23 protein-coding genes are annotated in these 23,378 nt (G+C 60.4%); 16 read left to right on the top strand and 7 right to left on the bottom strand.

Translation table 11 applies throughout. From position 1 onward, the window contains the following. Nucleotides 1-112: 112 nt before the first annotated feature. Nucleotides 113-859 carry a DUF2059 domain-containing protein gene (locus IMW75_RS15665; RefSeq protein WP_045059763.1) on the bottom strand — a complete coding sequence of 249 codons (747 nt, stop codon included), beginning with the start codon at nt 857-859 and terminating at the stop codon, nt 113-115. 109 nt (nt 860-968) lie between these two features. On the opposite strand from IMW75_RS15665, the gene IMW75_RS15660 reads away from it, so the two are divergent. Next, nucleotides 969-1,601, top strand: a complete 633-nt coding sequence (locus IMW75_RS15660) for a 2OG-Fe(II) oxygenase (RefSeq protein ID WP_045059764.1) — start codon at nt 969-971, stop codon at nt 1,599-1,601. Between the two features lie 2 nt (nt 1,602-1,603). Further along, on the top strand, nt 1,604-2,089 hold the full coding sequence (locus IMW75_RS15655; RefSeq protein ID WP_045059765.1) for a 2-thiouracil desulfurase family protein: 486 nt from the start codon (nt 1,604-1,606) through the stop codon (nt 2,087-2,089). Between the two features lie 128 nt (nt 2,090-2,217). Here IMW75_RS15655 and IMW75_RS15650 read toward each other — a convergent pair whose 3' ends face one another. Next, a complete protein-coding gene (locus IMW75_RS15650; protein WP_205893132.1) occupies nt 2,218-2,805 on the bottom strand; it encodes a transporter substrate-binding domain-containing protein in 588 nt (195 codons plus the stop codon). A 134-nt stretch (nt 2,806-2,939) separates the two neighbouring features. Between IMW75_RS15650 and IMW75_RS15645 the strand changes: the two genes are divergently transcribed. After that, entirely contained in the window at nt 2,940-3,365 is a 426-nt protein-coding gene (locus IMW75_RS15645) for a DUF4399 domain-containing protein (RefSeq protein WP_045059767.1), read from the top strand. A 61-nt stretch (nt 3,366-3,426) separates the two neighbouring features. Here the strand turns inward: IMW75_RS15645 and serA are convergent, their stop codons facing one another. Continuing rightward, nucleotides 3,427-4,656, bottom strand: coding sequence for a phosphoglycerate dehydrogenase (gene serA / locus IMW75_RS15640; protein ID WP_122841096.1), 1,230 nt, complete (start codon nt 4,654-4,656; stop codon nt 3,427-3,429). Between the two features lie 202 nt (nt 4,657-4,858). Here serA and IMW75_RS15635 point away from each other — a divergent pair, with 202 nt between their 5' ends. The 4 genes from IMW75_RS15635 (at nt 4,859) to IMW75_RS15620 (ending at nt 9,135) form a co-directional block, all read left to right on the top strand. Beyond that, nucleotides 4,859-6,253, top strand: a complete 1,395-nt coding sequence (locus IMW75_RS15635) for an FAD-binding oxidoreductase (RefSeq protein ID WP_205893131.1) — start codon at nt 4,859-4,861, stop codon at nt 6,251-6,253. 37 nt (nt 6,254-6,290) lie between these two features. After that, a complete protein-coding gene (locus IMW75_RS15630; RefSeq protein WP_045059770.1) occupies nt 6,291-6,956 on the top strand; it encodes a fumarylacetoacetate hydrolase family protein in 666 nt (221 codons plus the stop codon). Nucleotides 6,957-7,160: 204 nt separating this feature from the next. Beyond that, nucleotides 7,161-8,090, top strand: coding sequence for an SdiA-regulated domain-containing protein (locus IMW75_RS15625; protein ID WP_205893130.1), 930 nt, complete (start codon nt 7,161-7,163; stop codon nt 8,088-8,090). A 127-nt stretch (nt 8,091-8,217) separates the two neighbouring features. Continuing rightward, a complete protein-coding gene (locus IMW75_RS15620) occupies nt 8,218-9,135 on the top strand; it encodes an SdiA-regulated domain-containing protein (RefSeq protein ID WP_205893129.1) in 918 nt (305 codons plus the stop codon). A gap of 125 nt (nt 9,136-9,260) precedes the next feature. On the opposite strand, the gene rpiA is transcribed toward IMW75_RS15620, so the two are convergent. Beyond that, nucleotides 9,261-9,935 (bottom strand): ribose-5-phosphate isomerase RpiA, encoded by a 675-nt coding sequence (rpiA, locus tag IMW75_RS15615; protein ID WP_045059773.1) that lies wholly within the window; start codon nt 9,933-9,935, stop codon nt 9,261-9,263. 185 nt (nt 9,936-10,120) lie between these two features. On the opposite strand from rpiA, the gene ilvA reads away from it, so the two are divergent. Both ilvA and IMW75_RS15605 read left to right on the top strand, forming a co-directional pair. Next, nucleotides 10,121-11,635 carry a threonine ammonia-lyase, biosynthetic gene (gene ilvA / locus IMW75_RS15610; RefSeq protein WP_122841104.1) on the top strand — a complete coding sequence of 505 codons (1,515 nt, stop codon included), beginning with the start codon at nt 10,121-10,123 and terminating at the stop codon, nt 11,633-11,635. A 39-nt stretch (nt 11,636-11,674) separates the two neighbouring features. Then, nucleotides 11,675-12,100 carry a DUF2269 domain-containing protein gene (locus tag IMW75_RS15605; RefSeq protein ID WP_045059775.1) on the top strand — a complete coding sequence of 142 codons (426 nt, stop codon included), beginning with the start codon at nt 11,675-11,677 and terminating at the stop codon, nt 12,098-12,100. A 52-nt stretch (nt 12,101-12,152) separates the two neighbouring features. Here the strand turns inward: IMW75_RS15605 and IMW75_RS15600 are convergent, their stop codons facing one another. Then, complete coding sequence (locus IMW75_RS15600; protein ID WP_045059776.1) at nt 12,153-12,809, bottom strand: histidinol-phosphatase; 657 nt, start codon at nt 12,807-12,809, stop codon at nt 12,153-12,155. Between the two features lie 143 nt (nt 12,810-12,952). Here IMW75_RS15600 and IMW75_RS15595 point away from each other — a divergent pair, with 143 nt between their 5' ends. Together IMW75_RS15595 and ptsP are read left to right on the top strand one after the other, a co-directional pair. After that, complete coding sequence (locus IMW75_RS15595; RefSeq protein WP_007945562.1) at nt 12,953-13,432, top strand: RNA pyrophosphohydrolase; 480 nt, start codon at nt 12,953-12,955, stop codon at nt 13,430-13,432. 22 nt (nt 13,433-13,454) lie between these two features. Beyond that, on the top strand, nt 13,455-15,734 hold the full coding sequence (gene ptsP / locus IMW75_RS15590) for a phosphoenolpyruvate--protein phosphotransferase (RefSeq protein WP_205893128.1): 2,280 nt from the start codon (nt 13,455-13,457) through the stop codon (nt 15,732-15,734). 59 nt (nt 15,735-15,793) lie between these two features. On the opposite strand, the gene IMW75_RS15585 is transcribed toward ptsP, so the two are convergent. Beyond that, nucleotides 15,794-16,540, bottom strand: a complete 747-nt coding sequence (locus tag IMW75_RS15585; RefSeq protein ID WP_205893127.1) for an NRDE family protein — start codon at nt 16,538-16,540, stop codon at nt 15,794-15,796. A 133-nt stretch (nt 16,541-16,673) separates the two neighbouring features. Here IMW75_RS15585 and IMW75_RS15580 point away from each other — a divergent pair, with 133 nt between their 5' ends. From IMW75_RS15580 to IMW75_RS15570, 3 genes are all read left to right on the top strand, one after another. Next, complete coding sequence (locus tag IMW75_RS15580) at nt 16,674-17,456, top strand: sulfite exporter TauE/SafE family protein (protein ID WP_045059779.1); 783 nt, start codon at nt 16,674-16,676, stop codon at nt 17,454-17,456. An 83-nt stretch (nt 17,457-17,539) separates the two neighbouring features. After that, the gene (gene lgt / locus IMW75_RS15575) at nt 17,540-18,346 is read left to right on the top strand and encodes a prolipoprotein diacylglyceryl transferase (protein WP_205893126.1); all 807 of its coding nucleotides are present in this window, start codon (nt 17,540-17,542) and stop codon (nt 18,344-18,346) included. A gap of 48 nt (nt 18,347-18,394) precedes the next feature. Further along, nucleotides 18,395-19,366 carry a thymidylate synthase gene (locus IMW75_RS15570; protein ID WP_045059781.1) on the top strand — a complete coding sequence of 324 codons (972 nt, stop codon included), beginning with the start codon at nt 18,395-18,397 and terminating at the stop codon, nt 19,364-19,366. Between the two features lie 118 nt (nt 19,367-19,484). On the opposite strand, the gene cadR is transcribed toward IMW75_RS15570, so the two are convergent. Continuing rightward, nucleotides 19,485-19,934 (bottom strand): Cd(II)/Pb(II)-responsive transcriptional regulator, encoded by a 450-nt coding sequence (cadR, locus tag IMW75_RS15565; RefSeq protein ID WP_045059782.1) that lies wholly within the window; start codon nt 19,932-19,934, stop codon nt 19,485-19,487. Between the two features lie 86 nt (nt 19,935-20,020). On the opposite strand from cadR, the gene IMW75_RS15560 reads away from it, so the two are divergent. Further along, the gene (locus IMW75_RS15560) at nt 20,021-22,288 is read left to right on the top strand and encodes a heavy metal translocating P-type ATPase (RefSeq protein ID WP_205893125.1); all 2,268 of its coding nucleotides are present in this window, start codon (nt 20,021-20,023) and stop codon (nt 22,286-22,288) included. Between the two features lie 16 nt (nt 22,289-22,304). After that, nucleotides 22,305-23,168 carry a LysR substrate-binding domain-containing protein gene (locus IMW75_RS15555; RefSeq protein ID WP_205893124.1) on the top strand — a complete coding sequence of 288 codons (864 nt, stop codon included), beginning with the start codon at nt 22,305-22,307 and terminating at the stop codon, nt 23,166-23,168. Nucleotides 23,169-23,378 lie beyond the last annotated feature (210 nt).

Here is a 23,378-nt window from a genome sequence, read left to right as displayed (position 1 = left end):
GATCGCCCCATCGCGGGCAAGCCCGCTTCCACAGTTGACCGAGTTATCCAGCCGAATGTGGTCCATGTTGGAGCGGGCTTGCCCGCGAAGAGGCCCTCTCGGGCGCTGAACATCATTCGCCAGGATTAGTTTGCCCCACCGCCAACCCCGCCCGAATAGCCGCCAGAGCCGCCTGGTAATAAGCCTTGCCTTCGGTCGATTCGGCAAAGGTCGCGAACTCTTCCAGCTCGGTATCCGACAGGTCGCGATAGACGTACAGCAAGGTGTTGTTCAGGTCGCTGCCGATCTGGTCCATCAGGCGCTGGCGCTGACCATTCAACATGCCCTGAGCCTGGCCGCCACCCAGCAGGCCGGGGATCATGGAGCTCAGACTGTCCGCCGCGACGCCGGCAATCGCCAGGCTGACTTCGGCGCCCGCTTCGCGCGCAGGCAGGGCCTGGGCCAGATGTCCGATGATCAGCAGGCGCGTGTCACTGGCCTCGATTTTCGGCAAGCCCTTGGCATTCTTCGCCAGCTGATCGCGGCGGGTTGCCAGCAACTCCGCCGCGACGATTTTTTTGCCCAGCGGTGACTGGAAAAAGGCCAATGCCGGCTTGGGATCGGCCAGGGTCTTGCGCAGTTGCGCCTCGGCCCGCTGATCGACCGCTTGAGGCGCAAAACGCTGATTGCTGTTGTTCACCAATGCCTGGAACACTGCCGGTGGCAGGCTGTTCTGGTAACGCTGCTGTGCCGCCGACAAGGCATCGTTAAAATGCGCGCGTTGTTCCGGCCAACCGGCGACCTTGTACAACTGGTCGTGGTCGTCTGCCCAGGCGGGTAAAACGCAGAACATCAACAGTGAGAAAAGCAAACGACGCATTAGGGACTCCTGTCAGCAGGCGACTATTCTCCGTGTGGCATTCGGACTTGTCGAGAATTCGTATCAAGCCGCTGCATGGCTCTGTCGGATTTGCAGGCACAGGAATACTATGCGCGCCATGCAAATACCCTCTGATCATCCGCTGCTGTTACGTATCGTCGACGACCTGGCCACACATGGCTGGTCGCAGCAGAATATTTTCCTGCCTCTGGGTCTGACCCGGGAACTGGCTGCTGAGTGCCATAAACGTTCAGCCGAAGGTGAATTGGCGCCTGCCGCCGTGGGTCGCGGGCCCACTTCGGAGATTCGCGAGGGCATTCGTGGTGACCGCATTCAGTGGATCGAACCCGGCCAGGCGCTGGCGTGTGACAGTTATCTACAGCTGATGGACAGCCTGCGCGAGGCGATGAATCGGGGCCTGTTCCTCGGTCTGGAGGATTTCGAAAGCCATTTCGCGCTGTACCCGCCAGGCGCCTTTTACCTCAAGCACGTCGACCGCTTTCGCGACGACGACCGGCGCATGGTGTCGGCGGTGGTCTACCTGAATGATGCCTGGCTACCCGAGCACGGTGGCCAGTTGCGCATGTACCTGGACGAAGGCGTGCAGCATGACGTCGTGCCAACCGGCGGCTGCCTGGTGGTCTTCCTGTCCGGCGAGGTGCCCCACGAAGTCCTGCCCGCCAGCCGAAATCGCCTGTCGTTGACCGGCTGGTTCCGGCGTCGCGGCAACGAGCCCTTCTGACCATGCAGAAAATTCTGGTAAGCCGCTGCCTGCTGGGTCACCGCGTTCGCTACGACGGCGGTGCCAGTGGGCCTTTCGATCAGTTGCAGCAATGGGTCGGTGAGGGTCGGGTCGTGCCTTTGTGCCCCGAGGTGGCCGGCGGCTTGCCGACTCCCCGGGCTGCTGCGGAAATCCCCGGCGGGCAGGGCGGTGAAGTGCTGGATGGGCGGGCGGCGGTCATCACCACTGATGGTGCGGATGTCAGCGCCGAGTTCCTGTCGGGGGCTTGTCAGGCCCTGGAACTGGTGCAAAAGCACGGCATCCGGATTGCGGTGCTGAAGGCCAACAGCCCGTCGTGCGGGAATCTGTTGACTTATGACGGGACGTTCAGCGGTGTGAAGGTCAACGGTGAGGGCGTCACAGCGGCATTGCTGCGACGCCACGGGGTGCAAGTCTTCAGCGAGCTGCAACTGCCGGAAGCGGCCCGTGCTTTGACCGCACAAGACTAACCGCCCGAACACGTTTCCTTTGGGAGCGAGCCTTCTCGCGTTGGCGGCCTGTCACTCAACACTTTAGCTGGATATGCCGGCCTCATCGCGAGCAGCGCGCTCCCACAGGGTTATCCATCTGCCTCGGCTCAGGGCTTCGGCGCCACACTCGTATCCGCACCAAACCACTTCTGCGACAGTGCCTGCAGGCGTCCGTCCGCCTTGATCCGCCCCAGCGCATTCTCCAGGCTGGCATGAAACGCCGGGTTGCCCTTCTGGAACGGAATGGCCAGTTTCACCGGCACAGCCGCCTTGGGTTTGTCCTGCGCCAGGCTCTGCACCAGCAGTATGGAGCGCGGCTCCGCTTCTTTCTGCGCGATCAGATCCGCCTTGGCATAGCTGTAAGGTTCGGTGAAGTCGAAACGATCCTTCAGATCCGGGGTCAGTGCTATGTGGTTGATGGCGACGTCGTATTTGCCGATTTCAACCCCAGGCAACAGCTCACTGGCATCGGCAACGACGAAGTCGGCCCGCACGTCCAGCTCTTGGGCCAGCAGCTGGCCCAGTTCGACTTCAAAGCCGGCGAGCTTGCCGTCGTCCTTGAAATTGAAGGGTGGTGTATTAGCCTCAAGAGCGATGCGTAGTTCGCCACGGTCGTTGATGTCGTCAATCAACTCGGCATGAGCCAGTGGGCTCAAAAGGGGTAGCAGGCAGATCAGGCCAGGCAAAAAACGCATGGTCACTCCTTTGAATTCATTATTGCGAGGCTCTGGATCGGCTCGCTTTGCTATGGTTGTCGAGTGCCTTCGACAACAAATGGTCATGAAGTTGTCATGACTGCGCAGATTTTACGTAAAAACTGGAGAAGAGAATGAAAACCTTTATGTCACGAGCAGCATTGGCTGGCCTGTTGATGGGGGCTTCGATGCTGGCAACGGCAGCCACTCCGGCTCCCAAGGGAGCAGAAGCGTTCATCGTGTCGCCCGAAGACGGCGCCAAGGTGCCACAGGAATTCAAGGTCAAGTTTGGCGTCAAGGACATCTCCCTGGCCCCGGCTGGCGATACGACCAAACACACCGGTCACCACCACCTGCTGATTGATGTCAAAGAGCTCCCAGCCGCCGGTCAGCCGATTCCGACGGACGCCAACCACATGCATTTCGGCAAGGCGCAGACCGAAGCGACCATCAAGCTGCCGCCAGGCAAGCACACCTTGCAGCTTGAGCTGGGTGACAGCGGCCACATTCCGTTCGATCCGCCGATCGTGTCGAAAAAGATCACCGTGACTGTAGAGTAATTTTTCGCAGGCATGAAAAAGGGAGCCCGAAGGCTCCCTTTTTTGTCGCTCAACATCGCTGTCAGAACAATACGCGGCAACGAATGGTGCCGTTGATGTGCTGCAGCTTCTCCTGGGCGATCTCCGAGTAGTCGGCGTCGACGTCGATCACTACGTAGCCGACTTTCTCGTTGGTCTGCAGGAACTGACCGGAAATGTTGATGCCGTTTTCGGCGAAGACCTTGTTGATCTCGCTCATCACGCCCGGAATGTTCTCGTGGATGTGCAGCAGGCGATGCTTGCCAGGGTGAGCCGGCAGGGCCACTTCCGGGAAGTTCACCGACGATACCGAGGTACCGTTATCGCTGTACTTGACCAGCTTCTCAGCCACTTCCAGACCGATGTTGGCCTGCGCCTCGGCGGTGGAACCACCGATGTGCGGGGTCAGGATAACGTTGTCCAGGCCACGCAGCGGGCTTTCGAACTCTTCGTCGTTGGAGCGGGGTTCTACCGGGAACACGTCGATGGCTGCGCCGATCAGGTGTTTGTCCTTGATCGCGTCCGCCAGGGCGTCCAGCTCGACCACGGTGCCGCGCGCAGCGTTGATCAGGATGCCGCCCTTCTTGATGGCGCGGATTTCCTTCTCGCCGATCATCCACTGGGTCGCAGCGGTTTCCGGAACGTGCAGGGTGACGATGTCGGACATGCCCAGCAGGTCGTGCAGGTTGCCGACCTGGGTCGCGTTACCCAGTGGCAGCTTGGTCACGGTGTCATAGAAGTACACTTGCATGCCCAGGCCTTCAGCCAGTACCGACAGTTGGGTACCGATCGAGCCGTAACCGACGATGCCCAGCTTCTTACCGCGGATTTCGAAGGAATTGGCCGCGCTCTTGATCCAGCCGCCACGATGGCAGGAAGCGTTCTTCTCGGGGATGCCACGCAACAACAGAATCGCTTCGGCCAGCACCAGCTCGGCTACGGAGCGAGTGTTGGAGTACGGTGCGTTGAACACTGCGATCCCGCGTTCGCGAGCCGCGTTCAGGTCGACCTGGTTGGTGCCGATGCAGAAGCAACCGACAGCGACGAGCTTCTTCGCGTGATCGAAGATCTCTTCGGTCAGTTGCGTGCGGGAGCGGATGCCGATGAAGTGCGCATCAGCGATCTTTTCCTTCAGTTGGGCTTCCGGCAGAGAACCAGTGAGGTACTCGATGCTGGTGTAGCCCGCCGCCTTGAGGACGTCGACAGCCGATTGGTGGACGCCTTCGAGAAGAAGGAACTTGATCTTGCTCTTATCGAGAGAAGTCTTGCTCATCTGCGTAAACCTGTATCCCGGAGAAAAATGGCAGGAAGTCAGCAGACGCTGACCCCGGACGGCAGGAACGCCGTCGCCGCAGAATCGCCTTTGGGCACTATGCTGCGGGGTCGGTATGCTAGCATAGGCGCCCCGCTAAACACTCATTCCTGCGACGTGAAGCGTTCTCAGGATGACCATGAATTGTTCGAGAGTTCTGTCGATGACCAATCCTGCCCTGATTGATGAGCTGAAGACCCTGGTTGAGCCTGGCAAGGTGCTGACCGATGCCGACTCCCTCAATGCTTATGGCAAGGATTGGACCAAGCATTTCGCCCCGGCGCCCACCGCGATCGTGTTTCCCAAGACCACCGAGCAGGTTCAGGCCATTGTCCGTTGGGCCAACGAACGCAAGGTGGCACTGGTGCCATCCGGCGGTCGTACCGGGCTTTCCGCCGCCGCCGTGGCAGCCAACGGCGAAGTGGTTGTGTCGTTCGACTACATGAACCAGATTCTTGAGGTAAACCTCACCGATCGCACCGCCGTGTGCCAGCCGGGGGTGGTCACCGAGCACCTGCAGAATGTCGCCGAAGAAAAGGGCCTGTACTACCCGGTAGATTTCGCCTCGGCCGGTTCCAGCCAGATTGGCGGTAATATCGGTACCAATGCCGGCGGAATCAAGGTGATTCGCTACGGGATGACCCGCAATTGGGTCGCCGGCATGAAGGTCGTCACCGGCAAGGGTGACCTGCTTGAGTTGAACCGCGACCTGATCAAGAACGCCACGGGCTACGACATGCGTCAGCTGTTCATCGGTGCCGAAGGGACCCTGGGTTTTGTGGTCGAAGCGACCATGCGCCTGGATCGCGCGCCGAAAAACCTGACTGCCATGGTGCTCGGTACCGCCGATTTCGATTCGATCATGCCGGTACTGCACGCTTTCCAGGGCAAACTCGACCTGACGGCCTTTGAGTTTTTCTCCGACAAGGCCCTGGCCAAAGTCATGGCGCGCGGTGATGTTCCGGCGCCTTTCGAAACCGATTGCCCGTTTTACGCGCTGCTGGAATTTGAAGCGACCACTGAAGAAGTGGCCAACCACGCCCTGGAAACCTTCGAATACTGCGTCGAGCAGGGCTGGGTGCTGGACGGTGTGATGAGCCAGAGCGAAACCCAGCTGCAGAACCTCTGGAAGCTGCGCGAATACATCTCCGAGACCATCTCCCACTGGACTCCGTACAAGAACGACATTTCGGTCACCGTGTCGAAAGTGCCGGCGTTCCTCAAGGAAATCGACGCGATCGTCGGCCAACACTATCCGGATTTCGAAATCGTCTGGTTTGGTCACATCGGCGACGGCAACCTGCACTTGAACATCCTCAAGCCGGATAACCTGAGCAAGGACGAGTTCTTCGCCAAGTGCGCCACGGTCAACAAGTGGGTGTTCGAAACCGTCCAGAAGTACAACGGTTCGATTTCCGCCGAACACGGCGTGGGCATGACCAAGCGTGACTACTTGACCTATAGCCGTTCAGAGGTTGAGATCGAGTACATGAAAGCCGTCAAGGCAGTGTTCGACCCGAACGGCATCATGAACCCGGGCAAGATTTTTGCTGTTTGACTTTCGAACTTAAGCGCTACGAACCAGGAGCCGGTCAATGAGCTATCAGCACCAGTATGTCGACGGTACGCGTATCCACTTTCCACTGGGCAAAGTGGTCTGCATCGGTCGTAACTACGCCGAACACGCCAAGGAACTGGACAACCCGGTGCCTACCGAACCGCTGCTGTTCATCAAGCCGGGCAGTTGCGTCGTGCCGCTCGAAGGCGGCTTCAGCATTCCGACCGAGCGTGGTTCGGTGCATTACGAAGCAGAAATCGCCGTATTGATCGGCAAGCCGCTGTCGACCAAGCCAAGCCGGGAAGAAGTGCTGGATGCGATCTCGGGTTTCGCACCGGCCCTGGACCTGACGCTGCGCGACAAGCAGGCTGAACTGAAATCCAAGGGCCTGCCCTGGGAAATCGCCAAGTCATTCGATGGCGCGGCGGTGATTGCGCCGTTCGTATCCGGCAGCACCTTCGCCGACCTGACCGACATCGGCATTCGCCTGACCATCAATGGTCAAGTTCGCCAGGACGGCAACAGCAGCGCCATGCTCAACCCTATCGTGCCGATGATCCAGCACATGGCCGGATGCTTCTCGCTGCAGGCCGGTGACGTGATCCTGACAGGCACGCCAGTGGGCGTTGGCCCGCTGAATGTCGGCGACGAACTGGTCATCGAATTGCCCGGCGCCAGCAGCTTTACCACCAGCGTCCGCTGACAGCACACCCTCCCGTGGAAGCAAAGCTGCCTGTGGAGAGCTGCCTGTGGGAGCAACGCTTGCTCGCGATAGCGGTCCACCATTCAACTTCAATGTTGAATTCAAAGGCCTCATCGCGAGCAAGCGTTGCTCCCACAGGAATTGCATCCCAACCGGGATTGCTCCCATGACTCCCATTCATGACTATCCGGAATCCATCCGTTAATGGCCAACCCACCGCTGCCCACGCTGAAACCTGCCCGCCGCCCGCGCTTTTTCATGCGCTGGTATTACTGGCTATTGCTGGTTGCCGCCATAACCTATGGCCTGGCCATTGCCATGCATTGGGATGACCGCGGTGCGCTCTGGTTGCAGGAACGTTTCGAAAGCCCCGCCGAGCGCCAGGAAAGTATCTGGCTGCCGAATTACACCGCAGTCATCGACGCCAAATTGCTGCCAGGCATGGAGAAGGACGAAGCGTCCGACCTGGCGTACAACCCTCAGACCAAAACCCTGTTCTCGGTCATGGGCAAGAACCCGTTCCTCGTCGAACTGTCCTTGCAGGGCGACGTGCTGCGCAAGATGCCCCTGGTCGGCTGGAGCAATCCGGAAGGCCTGACGGTGATGGGCAATGGCCTGATGGCCATCGTCGACGAGCGCGAGCACCTGCTGTCCATAGTCAAGGTCGATGCCGATACCCGGGAGCTGAACATCGGCGACTTCCCCAAGTACGATCTTGGCCCTTCGAAAGATCAGAACAAGGCGTTCGAAGCCATCGTCTGGGACTCGCGCAATCAGCAGATGTTGTTAGGTGAAGAGCGTCCACCGGCGCTGTTCACCTGGAAAAGCAGCGACGGCGTCTCGCTGGCGGGCGACAAGCAGAAGCTCGACAGTGACGAACTGGACCTGCGTAATCTGTCTGCCCTGGCCATCGACCCACGCACCGGCCATACCCTGGTGCTGTCAGCCGATTCCCACCTGCTGCTGGAGCTGGACGAGCAGGGCAAGCAGGTCAGCTTCATGACCTTGCTGGGGGGCTTCAACGGGTTGGAGAACACCATCCCCCGAGCCGAAGGCGTGACCATGGATGACGCTGGCAACCTGTACATGGTGAGCGAGCCGAACTTGTTTTACCGCTTCGAAAAACAACACTGATCCGAAAAACACGCTGAAAACCTGTAGGAGAAATTTGGACGTTGTAGGCGCAGGCAAGTGGCCATTAAGCTTCAGTTCAGACAGGCGTGGTATTTCATCCGCCTGTTTTGAATCCGAGCACACCAGAATGCGTCGATTGGCCCGTCCCAAATCTCTGATCCTGATCTTCTTAGTCATTGCGCTGATCGCCCTCGTAGCCATGGGCCAATACCTGCGCCTGTTCGAGCGCGGCTGGTTCAACCTGCATGCGCTGTGGCAGGCCGAGAGCGCACTTTCCATTGGTCTTGATCGTTATCAGGTCACGGTCGAGGCGCGGGTGATCGATGGCCTGGATGACGACGTGTCGGCCCTGACATTCGATCCAGTGCGCAAAAGCCTGTTCACGGTCACCAACAAGAATTCCGAATTGATCGAGCTGTCTCTGGATGGCCAGATTATCCGGCGCATTTCGCTGGTGGGCTTTGGCGATCCGGAAGCGGTGGAGTACATCAGCGCCGACACCTACGTGATCACTGACGAGCGCGAGCAGCGATTGATCAAGATTCATCTGGAGGAAGACACCACCTTCCTCGACGCGGCGGACGCCGAGCAGATGACCCTTGGTGTGCATATGGCCGGTAACAAGGGCTTTGAGGGCCTGGCGTACGACTCGGTGGGCAAGCGCCTGTTTGTTGCCAAGGAGCGCGACCCGATGCTGATCTACGAAGTACAGGGTTTTCCGCACTACAATCCGGAAAAGTCCTACGCGGTACATGTGGTCAATAACCCCAAGCGCGATGCCGGGATGTTCGTGCGAGACCTGTCCAGTCTGCAGTACGACGAGCGCAGCGGCCATCTGCTGGCGCTGTCGGACGAGTCGCGGTTGATCCTGGAACTGGACGTGGACGGGCGCCCGCTCAGTACCATGTCACTGAGCAAGGGGCGCCAGGGCCTGCAAAAGACCGTGCCGCAGGCGGAGGGGATCGCCATGGATGACGAAGGCACGATGTACCTGGTGAGCGAGCCGAACCTGTTCTACGTGTTCAAGAAACCCGCACAAAACTAACCAATACCCCAAAACACTGTGGGCGCGGGCTTGCTCGCGATGGCGGCCGGTCAGTCAACAGAATGTTGATTGTAATGGCCTCATCGCGGGCAAGCCCGCTCCCACAGGTTTATCGGTGTTTCTGGTTATTCTGCGCGCAGGGTTTTCACGCCTTCGCTGGTGCCCAGCAACAGCAAGTCCGCGGGTCGTGCAGCAAACAAACCATTGGTCACCACGCCGACGATCGCATTGATCTGCGTCTCCAGCTGCACTGGGTTGGTGATCTGCATGTTGTACACGTCGAGGATGATGTTGCCATTGTCGGTCAGCACACCTTCGCGGTAGACCGGGTCGCCGCCCAGCTTGACCAGTTCGCGGGCCACGTGGCTGCGGGCCATCGGGATCACTTCCACTGGCAGCGGGAACTCGCCCAGGACCGGCACCAGCTTGCTGGCGTCGGCAATGCAGATGAACGTCTTGGCCACGGCGGCAACGATCTTCTCGCGAGTCAGGGCGGCGCCACCGCCCTTGATCAGGTTCAGGTGCTCGTCGCTTTCATCGGCGCCGTCGACGTAGAACTCCAGGTCGCTGACGGTATTGAGTTCGTACACCGGAATCCCGTGGCCCTTGAGGCGCGCGGCAGTGGCTTCGGAGCTGGCGACGGCGCCATCAAATGCGCCTTTGTGTTGCGCCAGGGCGTCGATGAAGCAATTGGCGGTGGAGCCGGTGCCGACCCCGACGATGCTCTTGTCATCGAGTTTCGGGAGGATGAAGTCGACGGCGGCCTGGGCCACTGCCTGTTTGAGTTGATCCTGGGTCATGCGGGCTCCGAAGTGCCGAAGAGGGGGCTGAAGGCCGGCATTATAGGCTGCGGGGCAGCGAAGGTCATGCTCAAACCTGGGGCATACCCCTGTAGGGTCAAAGCTTTGGATTGGGGTGTGGTCGTGTGGCGCGAAGCCGGGTTAGACTCGTTGGTCCTGCCCAACCCGCTCAGTGATGCTTTCCGATGCTCGAACAGTACGTCAAGAAGATCCTCACCTCGCGCGTTTATGACGTTGCCGTAGAAACCCCATTGCAGACTGCTCGCCAGCTCTCGGAGCGGCTGGGCAACAGCATTTGGCTCAAGCGCGAAGACTTGCAACCGGTGTTCTCGTTCAAGATCCGCGGCGCCTACAACAAGCTCACCCAACTGAGCGAGGAAGAGCGGGCGCGCGGTGTCGTCACCGCTTCTGCCGGCAACCATGCCCAAGGGCTGGCCCTGGCGGCCAAGGTACTGGGCGTGAAAGCGACCATCGTGATGCCCAAGACCACCCCGGAAATCAAGGTCGAAGGCGTACGCTCGCGCGGCGGCAAAGTCGTGTTGCACGGGGATTCATTCCCGGAAGCCCTGGCCTACTCGCTGAAACTGGTCGACGAAAAAGGCTACGTCTACATTCATCCCTACGACGATCCTCATACCATCGCCGGGCAGGGCACGGTGGCCATGGAGATCCTGCGCCAGCACCCGGGGCGCCTGGATGCCATTTTCGTCCCGGTCGGCGGTGGCGGGCTGATCGCCGGTATTGCGGCGTACGTTAAATACCTTCGACCTGAAATCAAGGTCATCGGCGTCGAGCCGGACGATTCCAATTGCCTGCAAGCAGCCATGGCTGCCGGTGAACGCGTGGTCTTGCCGACCGTGGGCATCTTCGCCGACGGTGTGGCGGTGGCGCAGATCGGCCAGCACACATTCGACATCTGCAAAGACTACGTCGATGAAGTCATCACCGTCAGCACTGACGAAATCTGTGCGGCAATCAAGGACATTTACGACGACACCCGCTCCATCACCGAGCCCGCCGGCGCGCTGGGCGTGGCCGGGATCAAAAAGTACGTCGAACAGCATGGTGTCACCGGCCATACCTTCGTGGCCATCGACTCCGGCGCCAACGTCAACTTCGACCGCCTGCGCCACGTCGCCGAGCGAGCCGAGCTGGGCGAGGGTCGCGAAGCCATCATCGCCGTGACCATTCCCGAGAAGCCTGGCAGCTTCAAGGCGTTCTGCGAAGCCATCGGCAAGCGCCAGATCACCGAATTCAACTACCGCTACAACACCGGCAGCGAAGCGCATATTTTTGTCGGGGTGCAAACGCATCCGGACACCGATCCGCGCAGCGCGCTGATTGCCAGCCTGGGCGAGCAGGGCTTTCCGGTGCTCGACCTGACCGACAACGAACTGGCCAAGTTGCACATCCGTCACATGGTGGGCGGTCGTGCCGCGCATGTGGTCGATGAAGTGATTCTGCGGTTTGAATTCCCGGAGCGCCCGGGCGCGCTGTTCAACTTCCTCAACAAGCTGGGCGGGCGCTGGAACATATCGATGTTCCATTATCGCAACCACGGCGCTGCGGACGGCCGAGTCGTCGCGGGGCTGCAGGTACCGCATGACGAGCGTCACCTGGTGCCTGCGGCGCTGGAAGAAATCGGCTATCCGTATTGGGACGAAAGCGACAATCCGGCCTATCTGCTGTTTCTGGGCTGAGCGACTACGCTGTTGGGCAAGCCATAAGGAAATCGAACAATGGACACGTTAACCGCCCTGAAAATGGCCCACACTGCGGCGACCGCGATATTGCTGGGTTGTGCGCTGGGCCTGGGGATCTGGGTGTGGCAAACGCGGCGCGGTGGCGACGCCACGGCGGGCAGCCGCACCTTGCAGCGGCCACGGGTGTTTGTCTGGCTGCTGATGGGCCTGGCCCTGCTGAGCATGCCATTCACCGGCTGGTGGATGGTGCACCTGGTGGGCTGGCCCTTGGGGCAGACCTGGCTGCTGGCCTCCAGTGTGCTTTATACCTTGGCGGCGTTGGGGTGGTTCTGGCTGCTGGTGCGGCTGAACAAATTGCGCAAGGCGCCGGGGGGTAATGGCAGATTTACCTTTGCCTTGGCGCTGTTCAGTTTTGTTTGCCTGGTCGCGATTGCGGGGTTAATGGGCGCTAAGCCGGTTTAGCCCGAAAAGATCGTCCGAACGCGGCCCGAGCCTTCGGACGATCTTTTGATCTTCAGTCGCGCAGGGTGATCACCGGCCAACCGCGCTTCTCGGCCTCAGCCCGCAAGTTAGGGTCCGGATCAACCGCCACCGGATTCGCCACCTGCTCAAGCAGCGGCAAATCATTCATCGAATCGCTATAGAAATAGCTGTCGTCCAACGAATGCCCGGTCTCTTGCAGCCAGCGATTCAATCGGGTGACCTTGCCTTCGCGGAAGCACGGCACGTCGGTGCTGCGCCCGGTGTAGCGGCCGTCGAGCATTTCGCACTCGGTAGCAATCAGGGTTTCAACGCCCAGGCGCTCGGCAATCGGCCCGGTTACGAAACGGTTGGTCGCGGTGATGATCACCAGCTTGTCACCTGCGTCGCGGTGCTTGGCCAGCAGTTCGATAGCCTTGGGTAACACGATCGGCTCAATGCAGTCGCGCATGTAGTCCTGGTGCCATTGCGCCAGCGTGGCCATTTCGGTGCGGCCCAGGACCTCCAGGCAAAAGTTCAGGTAAGCGGCGTTATCGAGCTTGCCGGCCAGGTAATCCTGATAGAACTCGTCGTTGCGTGTCTTGTAGGCAACCGCGTCGAGGAACCCGCGCTCGCACAGGTAATCGCCCCAGGCGTGGTCGCTGTCGCCGCCCAGAAGTGTGTTGTCCAAGTCGAATAAAGCCAGCCGCATTGCAGTTACTCGCTGAAAAGTCTGTAGAAAGGCGTCCAGAATACGGACTTTTCACAAGAGTGCACATAAGGTAGGCCGGCTCGTTGCTGCCTTCACAACCTTTGTGGAACAATGCGACGACATGCGTTTGCGAGGTTGTTGCCGTGATCGACCCCGATGGTTTCCGCCCCAATGTCGGGATCATTCTCACGAATGATGCCGGACAGGTGCTATGGGCTCGCCGTATCAATCAAGATGCCTGGCAGTTCCCCCAGGGTGGAATCAATCCCCAGGAGACGCCGGAAGACGCCTTGTACCGCGAGTTGAACGAAGAAGTGGGCCTGGAACGCGAAGATGTTGAAATTCTCGCCTGTACTCGGGGCTGGTTGCGCTATCGTTTGCCGCAACGTCTGGTCAGGACCCACAGCCAACCGCTGTGCATCGGCCAGAAACAGAAGTGGTTTCTCCTGCGCCTGATCTCCAACGAGCAGCGGGTGCGGATGGATTTGACCGGTAAACCGGAGTTCGATGGCTGGCGCTGGGTCAGCTATTGGTATCCGTTGGGCCAGGTGGTGACATTCAAGCGCGAGGTGTATCGACGCGCTCTCAAAGAGCTTGCCCCGCGCCTTTTAACGCGCGACTGACGACGGAGTTCGACCCCGAGCCATGCTCAATACGCTGCGCAAGATCGTCCAGGAAGTTAACTCCGCCAAGGATCTCAAGGCGGCGTTGGGGATTATTGTGTTGCGCGTCAAAGAGGCCATGGGCAGCCAGGTTTGCTCGGTCTACCTGCTCGACCCCGAGACCAACCGCTTCGTCCTGATGGCCACCGAAGGCCTCAACAAGCGCTCGATCGGCAAGGTCAGCATGGCGCCGAACGAAGGTCTGGTGGGCCTGGTCGGTACGCGTGAAGAACCCCTGAACCTGGAAAACGCTGCGGATCACCCGCGCTACCGTTACTTCGCCGAGACGGGGGAAGAGCGCTACGCCTCCTTCCTTGGGGCGCCGATCATTCACCACCGCCGCGTCGTCGGCGTGCTGGTCATTCAACAGAAAGAACGCCGCCAGTTCGATGAAGGTGAAGAAGCCTTCCTCGTGACCATGAGCGCGCAGCTCGCCGGCGTTATCGCCCACGCCGAGGCCACCGGCTCGATCCGAGGGCTGGGGCGCCAGGGCAAGGGCATCCAGGAGGCGAAGTTCGTCGGCGTTCCCGGTTCGCCGGGCGCGGCGGTCGGTACGGCGGTGGTCATGCTGCCGCCGGCGGATCTGGATGTGGTGCCGGACAAGACCATTACCGACATCGATGCCGAACTTGGGCTGTTCAAGACTGCCATCGAAGGTGTGCGTGCCGACATGCGTGCCTTGTCGGCCAAGCTTGCGACCCAGCTGCGCCCGGAAGAGCGCGCGTTGTTCGACGTCTATCTGATGATGCTCGACGATGCCGCGCTGGGCAACGAAGTCACCACCGTGATCAAGACCGGGCAGTGGGCCCAAGGCGCGTTGCGCCAGGTCGTCACCGATCACGTCAACCGCTTCGAACTGATGGACGACGCCTACCTGCGTGAGCGCGCATCGGACGTCAAGGACCTCGGCCGACGCCTGCTGGCTTACTTACAGGAGGAGCGCCAGCAAAACCTGGTCTACCCGGAAAGAACCATTCTGGTCAGCGAAGAACTGACGCCGGCGATGCTCGGCGAGGTTCCGGAAGGCACACTGGTTGGCCTGGTCTCGGTGCTTGGCTCGGGTAACTCCCACGTTGCGATCCTGGCTCGGGCCATGGGTATCCCGACGGTTATGGGCCTGGTTGACCTGCCATACGCCAAGGTTGACGGCATCGAGCTGATCGTCGACGGCAATCGTGGCGAGGTCTACACCAACCCCAGTGACGTGCTGCGCAAGCAATTCGCCGAGGTGGTGGAAGAAGAGAAGCAACTGGCCCTGGGTCTCGACTCTTTGCGAGACCTGCCATGCGTGACCCTCGACGGCCACCGCATGCCGCTGTGGGTCAACACCGGCCTGCTGGCGGACGTGGCGCGGGCGCAGAAGCGTGGCGCCGAGGGCGTTGGCCTGTATCGCACCGAAGTGCCGTTCATGATCAACCAGCGCTTCCCGAGCGAAAAGGAGCAGCTGGCGATCTATCGCGAGCAGCTCGCCGCGTTCCACCCGCAGCCGGTCACCATGCGCAGCCTGGATATCGGCGGTGACAAGTCGCTGTCGTATTTCCCCATCAAGGAAGACAACCCGTTCCTGGGATGGCGCGGCATTCGCGTCACCCTCGACCACCCGGAAATCTTTCTGGTGCAGACCCGGGCCATGCTCAAGGCCAGTGAGGGCCTGAACAACCTGCGAATCCTGTTGCCGATGATCTCCGGCACCCACGAGCTCGAAGAAGCCCTGCACCTGATCCATCGGGCCTGGGGTGAAGTGCGCGACGAGGGCACGGATGTTCCGATGCCCCCGATTGGCGTGATGATCGAGATTCCGGCGGCGGTGTACCAGACCAAGGAGCTGGCGCGACAAGTCGATTTCCTTTCGGTCGGTTCGAACGACCTGACGCAGTACCTGCTGGCGGTGGATCGCAACAACCCGCGGGTGGCCGATCTCTACGATTACCTGCACCCGGCAGTGCTTCAAGCGCTGCAGAACGTGGTGCGTGATGCCCATGCCGAGGGCAAACCGGTGAGTATCTGCGGCGAGATGGCCGGTGATCCTGCGGCGGCGGTGTTGTTGATGGCGATGGGTTTCGACAGCCTGTCGATGAACGCCACCAACCTGCCCAAGGTGAAATGGATGCTGCGCCAGATCAATCTGAGCAAGGCCAAAGAGTTGCTGGCAGAGCTGATGACCATCGACAACCCGCAAGTTATCCACAGCTCGTTGCAGTTGGCGCTGAAGAACCTTGGGTTGGCGCGGATCAATAATCCGGCGACTGCCAAGGTGCTCTAAACCGCTGATGGCCTCATCGCGGGCTTGCCCGCGATGAGGCCGGCACAGGCAAGACAAAATCAAACCCTGATTTCCACTTCCCCCAAATGCCCGCCATACGGCCCGAAGCTCCGTTCGACCATATGCCGAGTGCCATCCGCCTGCACAATCAGCGCCGTACTCGCCCGCGTCCCGTAAGTCGGGCTGGCAATGAACACACTCGACAGCAACGCCTCGGTTGCCAGCCCCACCCCGGTATCCGGCAGCTCGGCAAAGTCGGCTGTCTGCGGGTCGTTGAGCAGCGCGAGCAGAACATCAGGCTGTGGATCGTCCAGCGCTCTTTCCAGTGCCGAGCGGGCCTTGAGCAACTTGGGCCAGGGCGTGTCGAGCCCGGCATTGGATAACCCATAGACTCCCGGCTGCAGCATCACCGCCTCCGACTCCCGGGCGTTGAAGTGCCACAGCTCATGATTGTTGCCAACCAACAGGTTAAAGCCGGCATATTCAACCGAACGTCCGACAACGTCGTTTAAATAATCATCAATTGGTATGTCGCCACTGAGGAACCGTGCGACCAGCTCGCCCCGGGATTTGCGCGCTGGTGGCTGATGGGGATCGCGAATATTGGTCAGCGCGGCGAAGCGGCCATTGGCGCCAATACCGAGCCAGGTGCCGCCGGCTTCCAGGTCTCGACCGGCGTACACCTGGGGCGCTTGCGACCACTGCGCAAGGGGCAGGCTGGGACGGGCGTAGAACTCGTCGCGGTTGGCCGCCACGATCAGCGGCTGGGCATGCCCGGGTCGCCAGGCAAAAACAATCAGGCACATAAGAGGGTCCCATGCGTTTTTTTCCCACTGTACGCAGTCATCGTCCGTCGATCCATCGCCTTGCACAGTGGAGCCTTGGCCCCCGCATCCGTTACCATGCCGCTCCTGATTTCACGATGCTAGGGATATGGCCATGGAAATTCTGCTCTATCTGGCGCTGGGCGCCTGTGCGGGCGTACTGGCCGGGCTGTTCGGGGTGGGGGGCGGCATCATTATCGTCCCGGTACTGGTGTTCAGTTTCACTTTGCAGGGTTTCGATGCGTCGATCCTGACTCACCTGGCGGTGGGTACATCCCTGGCGACGATCATTTTTACCTCGGTCAATGCGGTTCGCGAGCATCATCGCCGCGGGGCCGTGCGTTGGCCGATCTTCGCGTGGATGACCGTGGGTATCCTGATGGGCGCCGGTTTTGGTGCGCTGACGGCCGAAGCGATCTCCGGGCCGAACCTGCAGAAGATTATTGGCGTATTTGCGCTGGTCATCGCTGTGCAGCTGGCTCTGGACGTCAAGCCCAAGGCCAGCCGAACGGTGCCCGGCAAAGTCGGTCTGACCCTGGCCGGCAGCGTGATCGGTTGGGCCTCGGCGATTTTCGGGATCGGCGGTGGCTCGCTGACCGTGCCGTTCCTCACCTGGCGCAGCGTGCCAATGCAGCAGGCGGTGGCCACGTCATCGGCGTGCGGCCTGCCGATTGCGCTGGCCAGTGCATTAAGTTTCATGATTCTGGGCTGGCACGATCCGTTGTTGCCGGCCCATAGTCTCGGTTTTATTTATTTACCGGCGCTGCTGGGCATTGCCCTGACCAGCATGTTCTTCGCCCGGGTGGGCGCGCGGCTGGCTCACCGACTGTCGCCGAAATTGCTGAAAAGACTGTTTGCCGCTTTGCTGTTCTGCGTCGGGCTCAGCTTCCTGCTTTGACGCGCTCCGCAATACTGGCTTAATCCTGGCGTGACAGCGTCGCCCGGGAATTTAGAAAGTTTCAACTCTAACGAGGAGTCGCAATGCTGCCTTACCCGCAGATCGACCCGGTGGCCTTGGCCATCGGTCCGCTGAAAATCCACTGGTACGGCCTGATGTACCTGATCGGCATTGGCGGCGCATGGTGGCTGGCGTCCCGCCGGCTGAACCGCTTCGACCCGACCTGGACCAAGGAGAAGCTCTCCGACATGGTGTTCTGGATGTCGATGGGCGTGATCGTCGGCGGCCGCCTGGGCTATGTGCTGTTCTACGATCTGAATGCCTATCTGGCCAACCCGACGCTGATTTTCGAAGTGTGGAAGGGCGGCATGTCGTTCCACGGCGGCTTTATTGGCGTGATGCTGGCGGCATTGTGGTTCGGCAAGAAGAACAACAAGTCGTTTTTCCAGCTGATGGATTTCATCGCACCGATGGTGCCGATCGGCCTGGGTGCCGGCCGTATCGGCAACTTCATCAACGCCGAACTGTGGGGCAAGGCAACGGACGTGCCGTGGGCGATGGTGTTCCCGACCGATCCTGCGCAACTGGCGCGTCACCCGTCGCAGCTGTACCAGTTCGCACTGGAAGGCGTGGCGCTGTTTGCGATCCTGTGGATTTTTTCCCGCAAGCCACGGCCGACCATGGCGGTGTCGGGGATGTTCGCGCTGTTCTACGGCATCTTCCGCTTCATCGTTGAATTCGTCCGCGTACCGGACGCGCAACTGGGCTATCTGGCCTGGAACTGGCTGACCATGGGTCAGGTGCTGTGCGTACCGATGATCGTTGGCGGGTTGTTCCTGATCTGGCTGGCGTATCACCGCGCCACGGCTACTCCGGCAGCGGCAGTATAAAATTCGAACCCGGGGCTCGGGCCCCGGGCTCAAGGACACAGGTAACTCATGAAGCAATATCTCGAACTGGTCGCCCACGTCATCAAGAACGGCACCAAGCAGGCCAACCGTACCGGCGTGAACACCATCAGTTTTCCCGGTGCGATGCTGCGTTATGACCTGCAAGAAGGTTTTCCGGCAATCACCACTCGCAAAATGGCCTTCAAATCGGCCATTGGCGAGATGTGCGGATTCTTGCGAGGGGTGAACAACGCCGCCGAATTCCGCGCCCTGGGCTGCAAGGTCTGGGACCAGAACGCCAACGAAAATGCGCAATGGCTGGCCAACCCGTTCCGCCAGGGTGAAGACGATCTCGGCGAGATCTACGGTGTGCAGTGGCGCAAATGGCCGGCATACAAGCAGATCCCGGTCAGCAACCAGGCGGCGATCGAGCAGACCCTGAGCCAGGGATATCGGCAGATCGCCGCGGGCGAAGAAGACGGCGAGGCTTATGTGGTGCTGTACAAGGCGATCGACCAGATCCGCCAGTGTATCGACACCATCATCAAGGACCCAGGTAGCCGGCGCATCCTGTTCCACGGCTGGAACGTCGCGCAGCTCGATGAAATGGCCCTGCCGCCGTGCCACCTGCTGTACCAGTTCCACCCGAATGTCGAGACCAGGGAGATTTCCCTGACCCTCTTCATCCGCTCCAATGACCTGGGCCTGGGCACGCCGTTCAACCTCACCGAAGGCGCCGCGCTGCTGAGCCTGATCGGCCGCCTGACCGGCTATACACCGCGCTGGTTCACCTACTTCATCGGTGATGCGCACGTGTACGAGAACCATCTGGACATGCTCAACGAGCAGCTCACGCGTGAGCCGTTCCCGATGCCCAAACTGGTGATCAGCGACCGGGTGCCGGAGTTTGCCAAGACCGGTGTTTATCAGCCTGAGTGGCTGGAGCTGATCGAGCCTGGCGATTTCTCGCTGGAAGGCTATCAGCACCACGCGCCAATGACCGCGCCGATGGCGGTCTAACGCCTCCGTTATCTCTCCGCGTAGGAGCTGCCGAAGGCTGCGATCTTTTGATCTTGATTCACAGCAAGATCAAAAGATCGCAGCCTTCGGCAGCTCCTACAGGGGATGGGTGGTGCTTTTAGTGGCCGTGGCTGCGGCCAACATGGGAGGGCTCGACTTCCGTCGCGACAACCCCGCCACTCACCTCCAGCCGCTGCAAAATCCCGCAATGCTCGCTCCCTGGTCCCTCGCCGCAACGTTGGCGCAGGTCGAGAAGCTGTGCCTGCAATGCCAGCAAGCCCTCGATCCGGGCCCTGACGTGATGGATGTGCTCATCCACCAGCGCATTCACGCTTTCACACTGATCCTGCGGACTGTCGCGCAATGCCAGCAGGCTGCGGATCTCTTCCAGGGTCATGTCGAGGGTGCGGCAGTTGCGGATAAACGTCAGGCGTTCGACGTGGGCCTGGGTGTATACGCGGTAGTTGCCGTCACTGCGCGCGGGCTCTGGCAGCAGGTTCTCACGCTCGTAATAGCGGATGGTCTCCACGGCGCAGTCGGTCAGTTTGGCCAGCTCTCCGATCTTCATGGCTGCAAATCTCCAAATGGGTGCTTGACCCTATAGTGGCTACAGGGTCTTTACTTGGCAACAGGCACCTACATGGACGCAAACCAATGAGCGACTCCCAGCACATCCACAAACCCGGCGCGGATCACGATCATGATCACGCCCCCAAGCTTCAGCCTGTACAACAGCATGACCATGGCAGCCATGGCGACTCGTGCTGTGCTTCCAAAGCCGCTGCGCCTTCGCTGATCAAGCTGAGCGAAACGCCGACCGACGGCGCGCGCCTGAGCAGTTTCCGCATCGATGCCATGGACTGCCCGACCGAGCAGACGCTGATCCAGAACAAGCTCGGTAAACTGGCAGGTGTGCAGCAACTCGAATTCAACCTGATCAATCGGGTCCTGGGCGTGACCCATGACCTGCCCAGTACGGCGCCGATCATCGAGGCGATCAAGTCGCTGGGCATGGTGGCCGAGCCGATGGAGCAGGGCGCCGAAACGCCTGCGCCGATTCCCGAGAAAAAGCATTGGTGGCCTCTGGCGCTGTCGGGTGTGGGTGCACTGACTGCAGAAGTGATCCACTTCACCAACGCCGCGCCGGACTGGGTGGTGGCGATCATCGCGCTGGTTTCGATCCTCAGTGGTGGCCTCACTACGTACAAAAAAGGCTGGATTGCGCTCAAGAACCTCAACCTGAACATCAACGCGTTGATGAGCATCGCGGTCACCGGCGCGGTCCTGATTGGCCAGTGGCCGGAAGCGGCGATGGTGATGTTCCTGTTCACCGTGGCCGAGTTGATCGAAGCCAAGTCGCTGGATCGAGCGCGCAACGCCATTGGCGGCCTGATGCAGATGACCCCGGAACAGGCCACGGTGCAGCAAGCCGACGGCCGCTGGGTTGAGCAAGACGTCAAAACCATCGAGCTCGGCGCGCGAGTGCGGGTGCGTCCCGGCGAGCGGATTGGTCTGGACGGCGAAGTCGTGTCGGGCAGTTCCACCATCGATCAGGCGCCGATCACGGGCGAAAGCCTGCCGATCGAGAAGACCGTGGGCGATAAGGTGTTCGCCGGGACCATCAACCAGGCAGGGTCCCTGGAATATGCCGTCACTGCTGCGGCCAATAACTCTACGCTGGCGCGGATCATCCACGACGTGGAACAGGCGCAGGGCGCACGGGCGCCGACCCAGCGTTTCGTCGATCAGTTCTCCAAAATCTATACCCCGGCAGTGTTCCTGCTGGCCTTGGCCGTTGCCGTGATTGCGCCGCTGTTCATGGGCGGCGCCTGGTTCGACTGGATCTACCGGGCGTTGGTCTTGCTGGTGGTCGCTTGCCCATGCGCGTTGGTGATTTCCACCCCGGTGACCATCGTCAGCGGCCTCGCGGCGGCGGCGCGCAAAGGCATCCTGGTGAAGGGCGGGGTTTATCTGGAGGGCGGCTACAAGCTCGATTACCTGGCGTTGGACAAGACCGGCACCATCACCCATGGCAAACCGGTGCAGACCGATTATTTGTCGCTTGACCCAACCGCTAACGCAACCGCCCCAGCGATTGCGGCGGCGCTGGCCGGTCGCTCGGATCACCCGGTGTCGTTGGCCATCGCCAATGCGGCTGTGGATAAACAATTCGCGCCGCTGGTTGTGGATAACTTTGAAGCGCTGGCTGGTCGCGGTGTGCGCGGTGAAATCAACGGTCAGGTCTACCATTTGGGCAACCATCGGCTGGTGGAAGAGCTGAATCTTTGCTCGCCGGAACTGGAAGAGAAGCTGTTTGCACTGGAAAAACAGGGTAAATCGGTGGTCTTGTTGCTCGACAAGTCCGGCCCGCTGGCGCTATTCGCCGTGGCCGATACGGTCAAGGAGTCCAGCCGCGAGGCGATCCGGCAACTGCACGAACTGGGCATCAAAACCCTGATGCTTACCGGCGACAACGTCCACACCGCTCAGGCGATTGCCGCGCAAGTGGGTATCGACGAAGCCAAGGGCGACCTGCTGCCAACCGACAAGCTGCAAGCCATCGAAGCACTTTATGCACAGGGCCATCACGTCGGCATGGTCGGCGATGGCATCAACGATGCGCCGGCACTGGCTCGGGCAGAGATCGGTTTCGCAATGGCGGCTGCTGGTACCGATACCGCCATCGAGACCGCCGATGTCGCCCTGATGGACGACGATCTGCGCAAGATCCCCGCGTTTATCCGCCTGTCGCGGCAAACGTCGAGCATCCTCAAGCAGAACATTGCCCTTGCATTGGTAATCAAGGCGATCTTTCTTGGGGTAACCTTCGCCGGGGTCGCCACCATGTGGATGGCGGTGTTCGCCGACATGGGCGTGAGCCTGTTGGTGGTGTTCAATGGTTTGCGTTTGTTGCGCAAGTAAGCGATGAGGATCGGGTGTGCTGAGTGCGGAGCTGAAGGCGTTTTATATGGTGGCCCGCCTGGGCAGCATCACCCAGGCGGCGAAAAAGCTCGGGCTGAGCCAGCCTACGGTGACCACCCAGATTCGCAATCTGGAAAGCCAGTACTCGGTTGAACTGTTCTATCGCGGTGGCCGCCGCCTCACTGTCAGCGATGAAGGGGCGCGGCTGCTGCCCATGGTCAAGGCATTGATGCAGCAGGAGGCGGACATCGAGTTCTTCCTGCGCAACAGTGGTCAGGTTCAAGGCACTTTGCGCATCGCGGCTACTGCGCCTTATTACATTCTCGACCTGGTGAAGACCTTTCGCGAGCGCCTGCCCCAGGTGGAGGTGTCGGTGGAAATCGGCAACTCGCAGCAGGTGCTGGAGGCGCTGGAGGAGTACCGCGTCGACGTCGCTGCTTCCTCGCAGTTGCTGGATGATGCGCGATTGATCCGTCGAGTGCTGGGTACCGATCCACTGGTACTGGCGGTGCATCGCAATCATCCGCTGGCGGTGCATGATCTTGTGCCGCTCAGCGCGTTGGCCGGGCATACCCTGTTGATGCGCGAATCCGGCTCCACCACCCGGCGCTTGACTGAAGAGCTGCTGGCCAGTGCCGGCGTGGGTTTCGGACCGCTGCTGGAAATTGGCAGTCGGGAGTCGATCCGCGAGGCAGTGCTGCGCAATATCGGTATCAGCATCATTGCCCGGCAGGAAGTGCCGCATGATCCGCAACTGCGGGTGTTGACCATCGAGAATGCGCCGCAGATCCCTGAATACCTGTACTGCCTCAAGGAGCGCAAGGGCGCGCGGTTGCCGGCGGCGTTTCTCGGGCTGGCGCAAGAGATGGCGCCGGCCTGAGATCTTTTGACTTCAACCCAAATCCCTGAATACCACTATCAGCCGTTTTTGCCTCACTGCCACATCACGTACGCATTACATCCCTAGTGTGCTGTCTCACAAATAACACTCCTCATGCCTGTGAGGCCATTGCCTCACGGGCTCGCTGTATCTTGTTCAAAATATCTTCCCCCTTGGCGTTCCAGACGTAGCGAGTCGGCTGCGCATTTC

The sequence above is a fragment of the Pseudomonas gregormendelii genome, assembly GCF_017114825.1.
In the GTDB taxonomy this organism is placed as follows: domain Bacteria; phylum Pseudomonadota; class Gammaproteobacteria; order Pseudomonadales; family Pseudomonadaceae; genus Aquipseudomonas; species Aquipseudomonas gregormendelii.
This window is presented reverse-complemented; position numbering and strand designations above follow the sequence as displayed.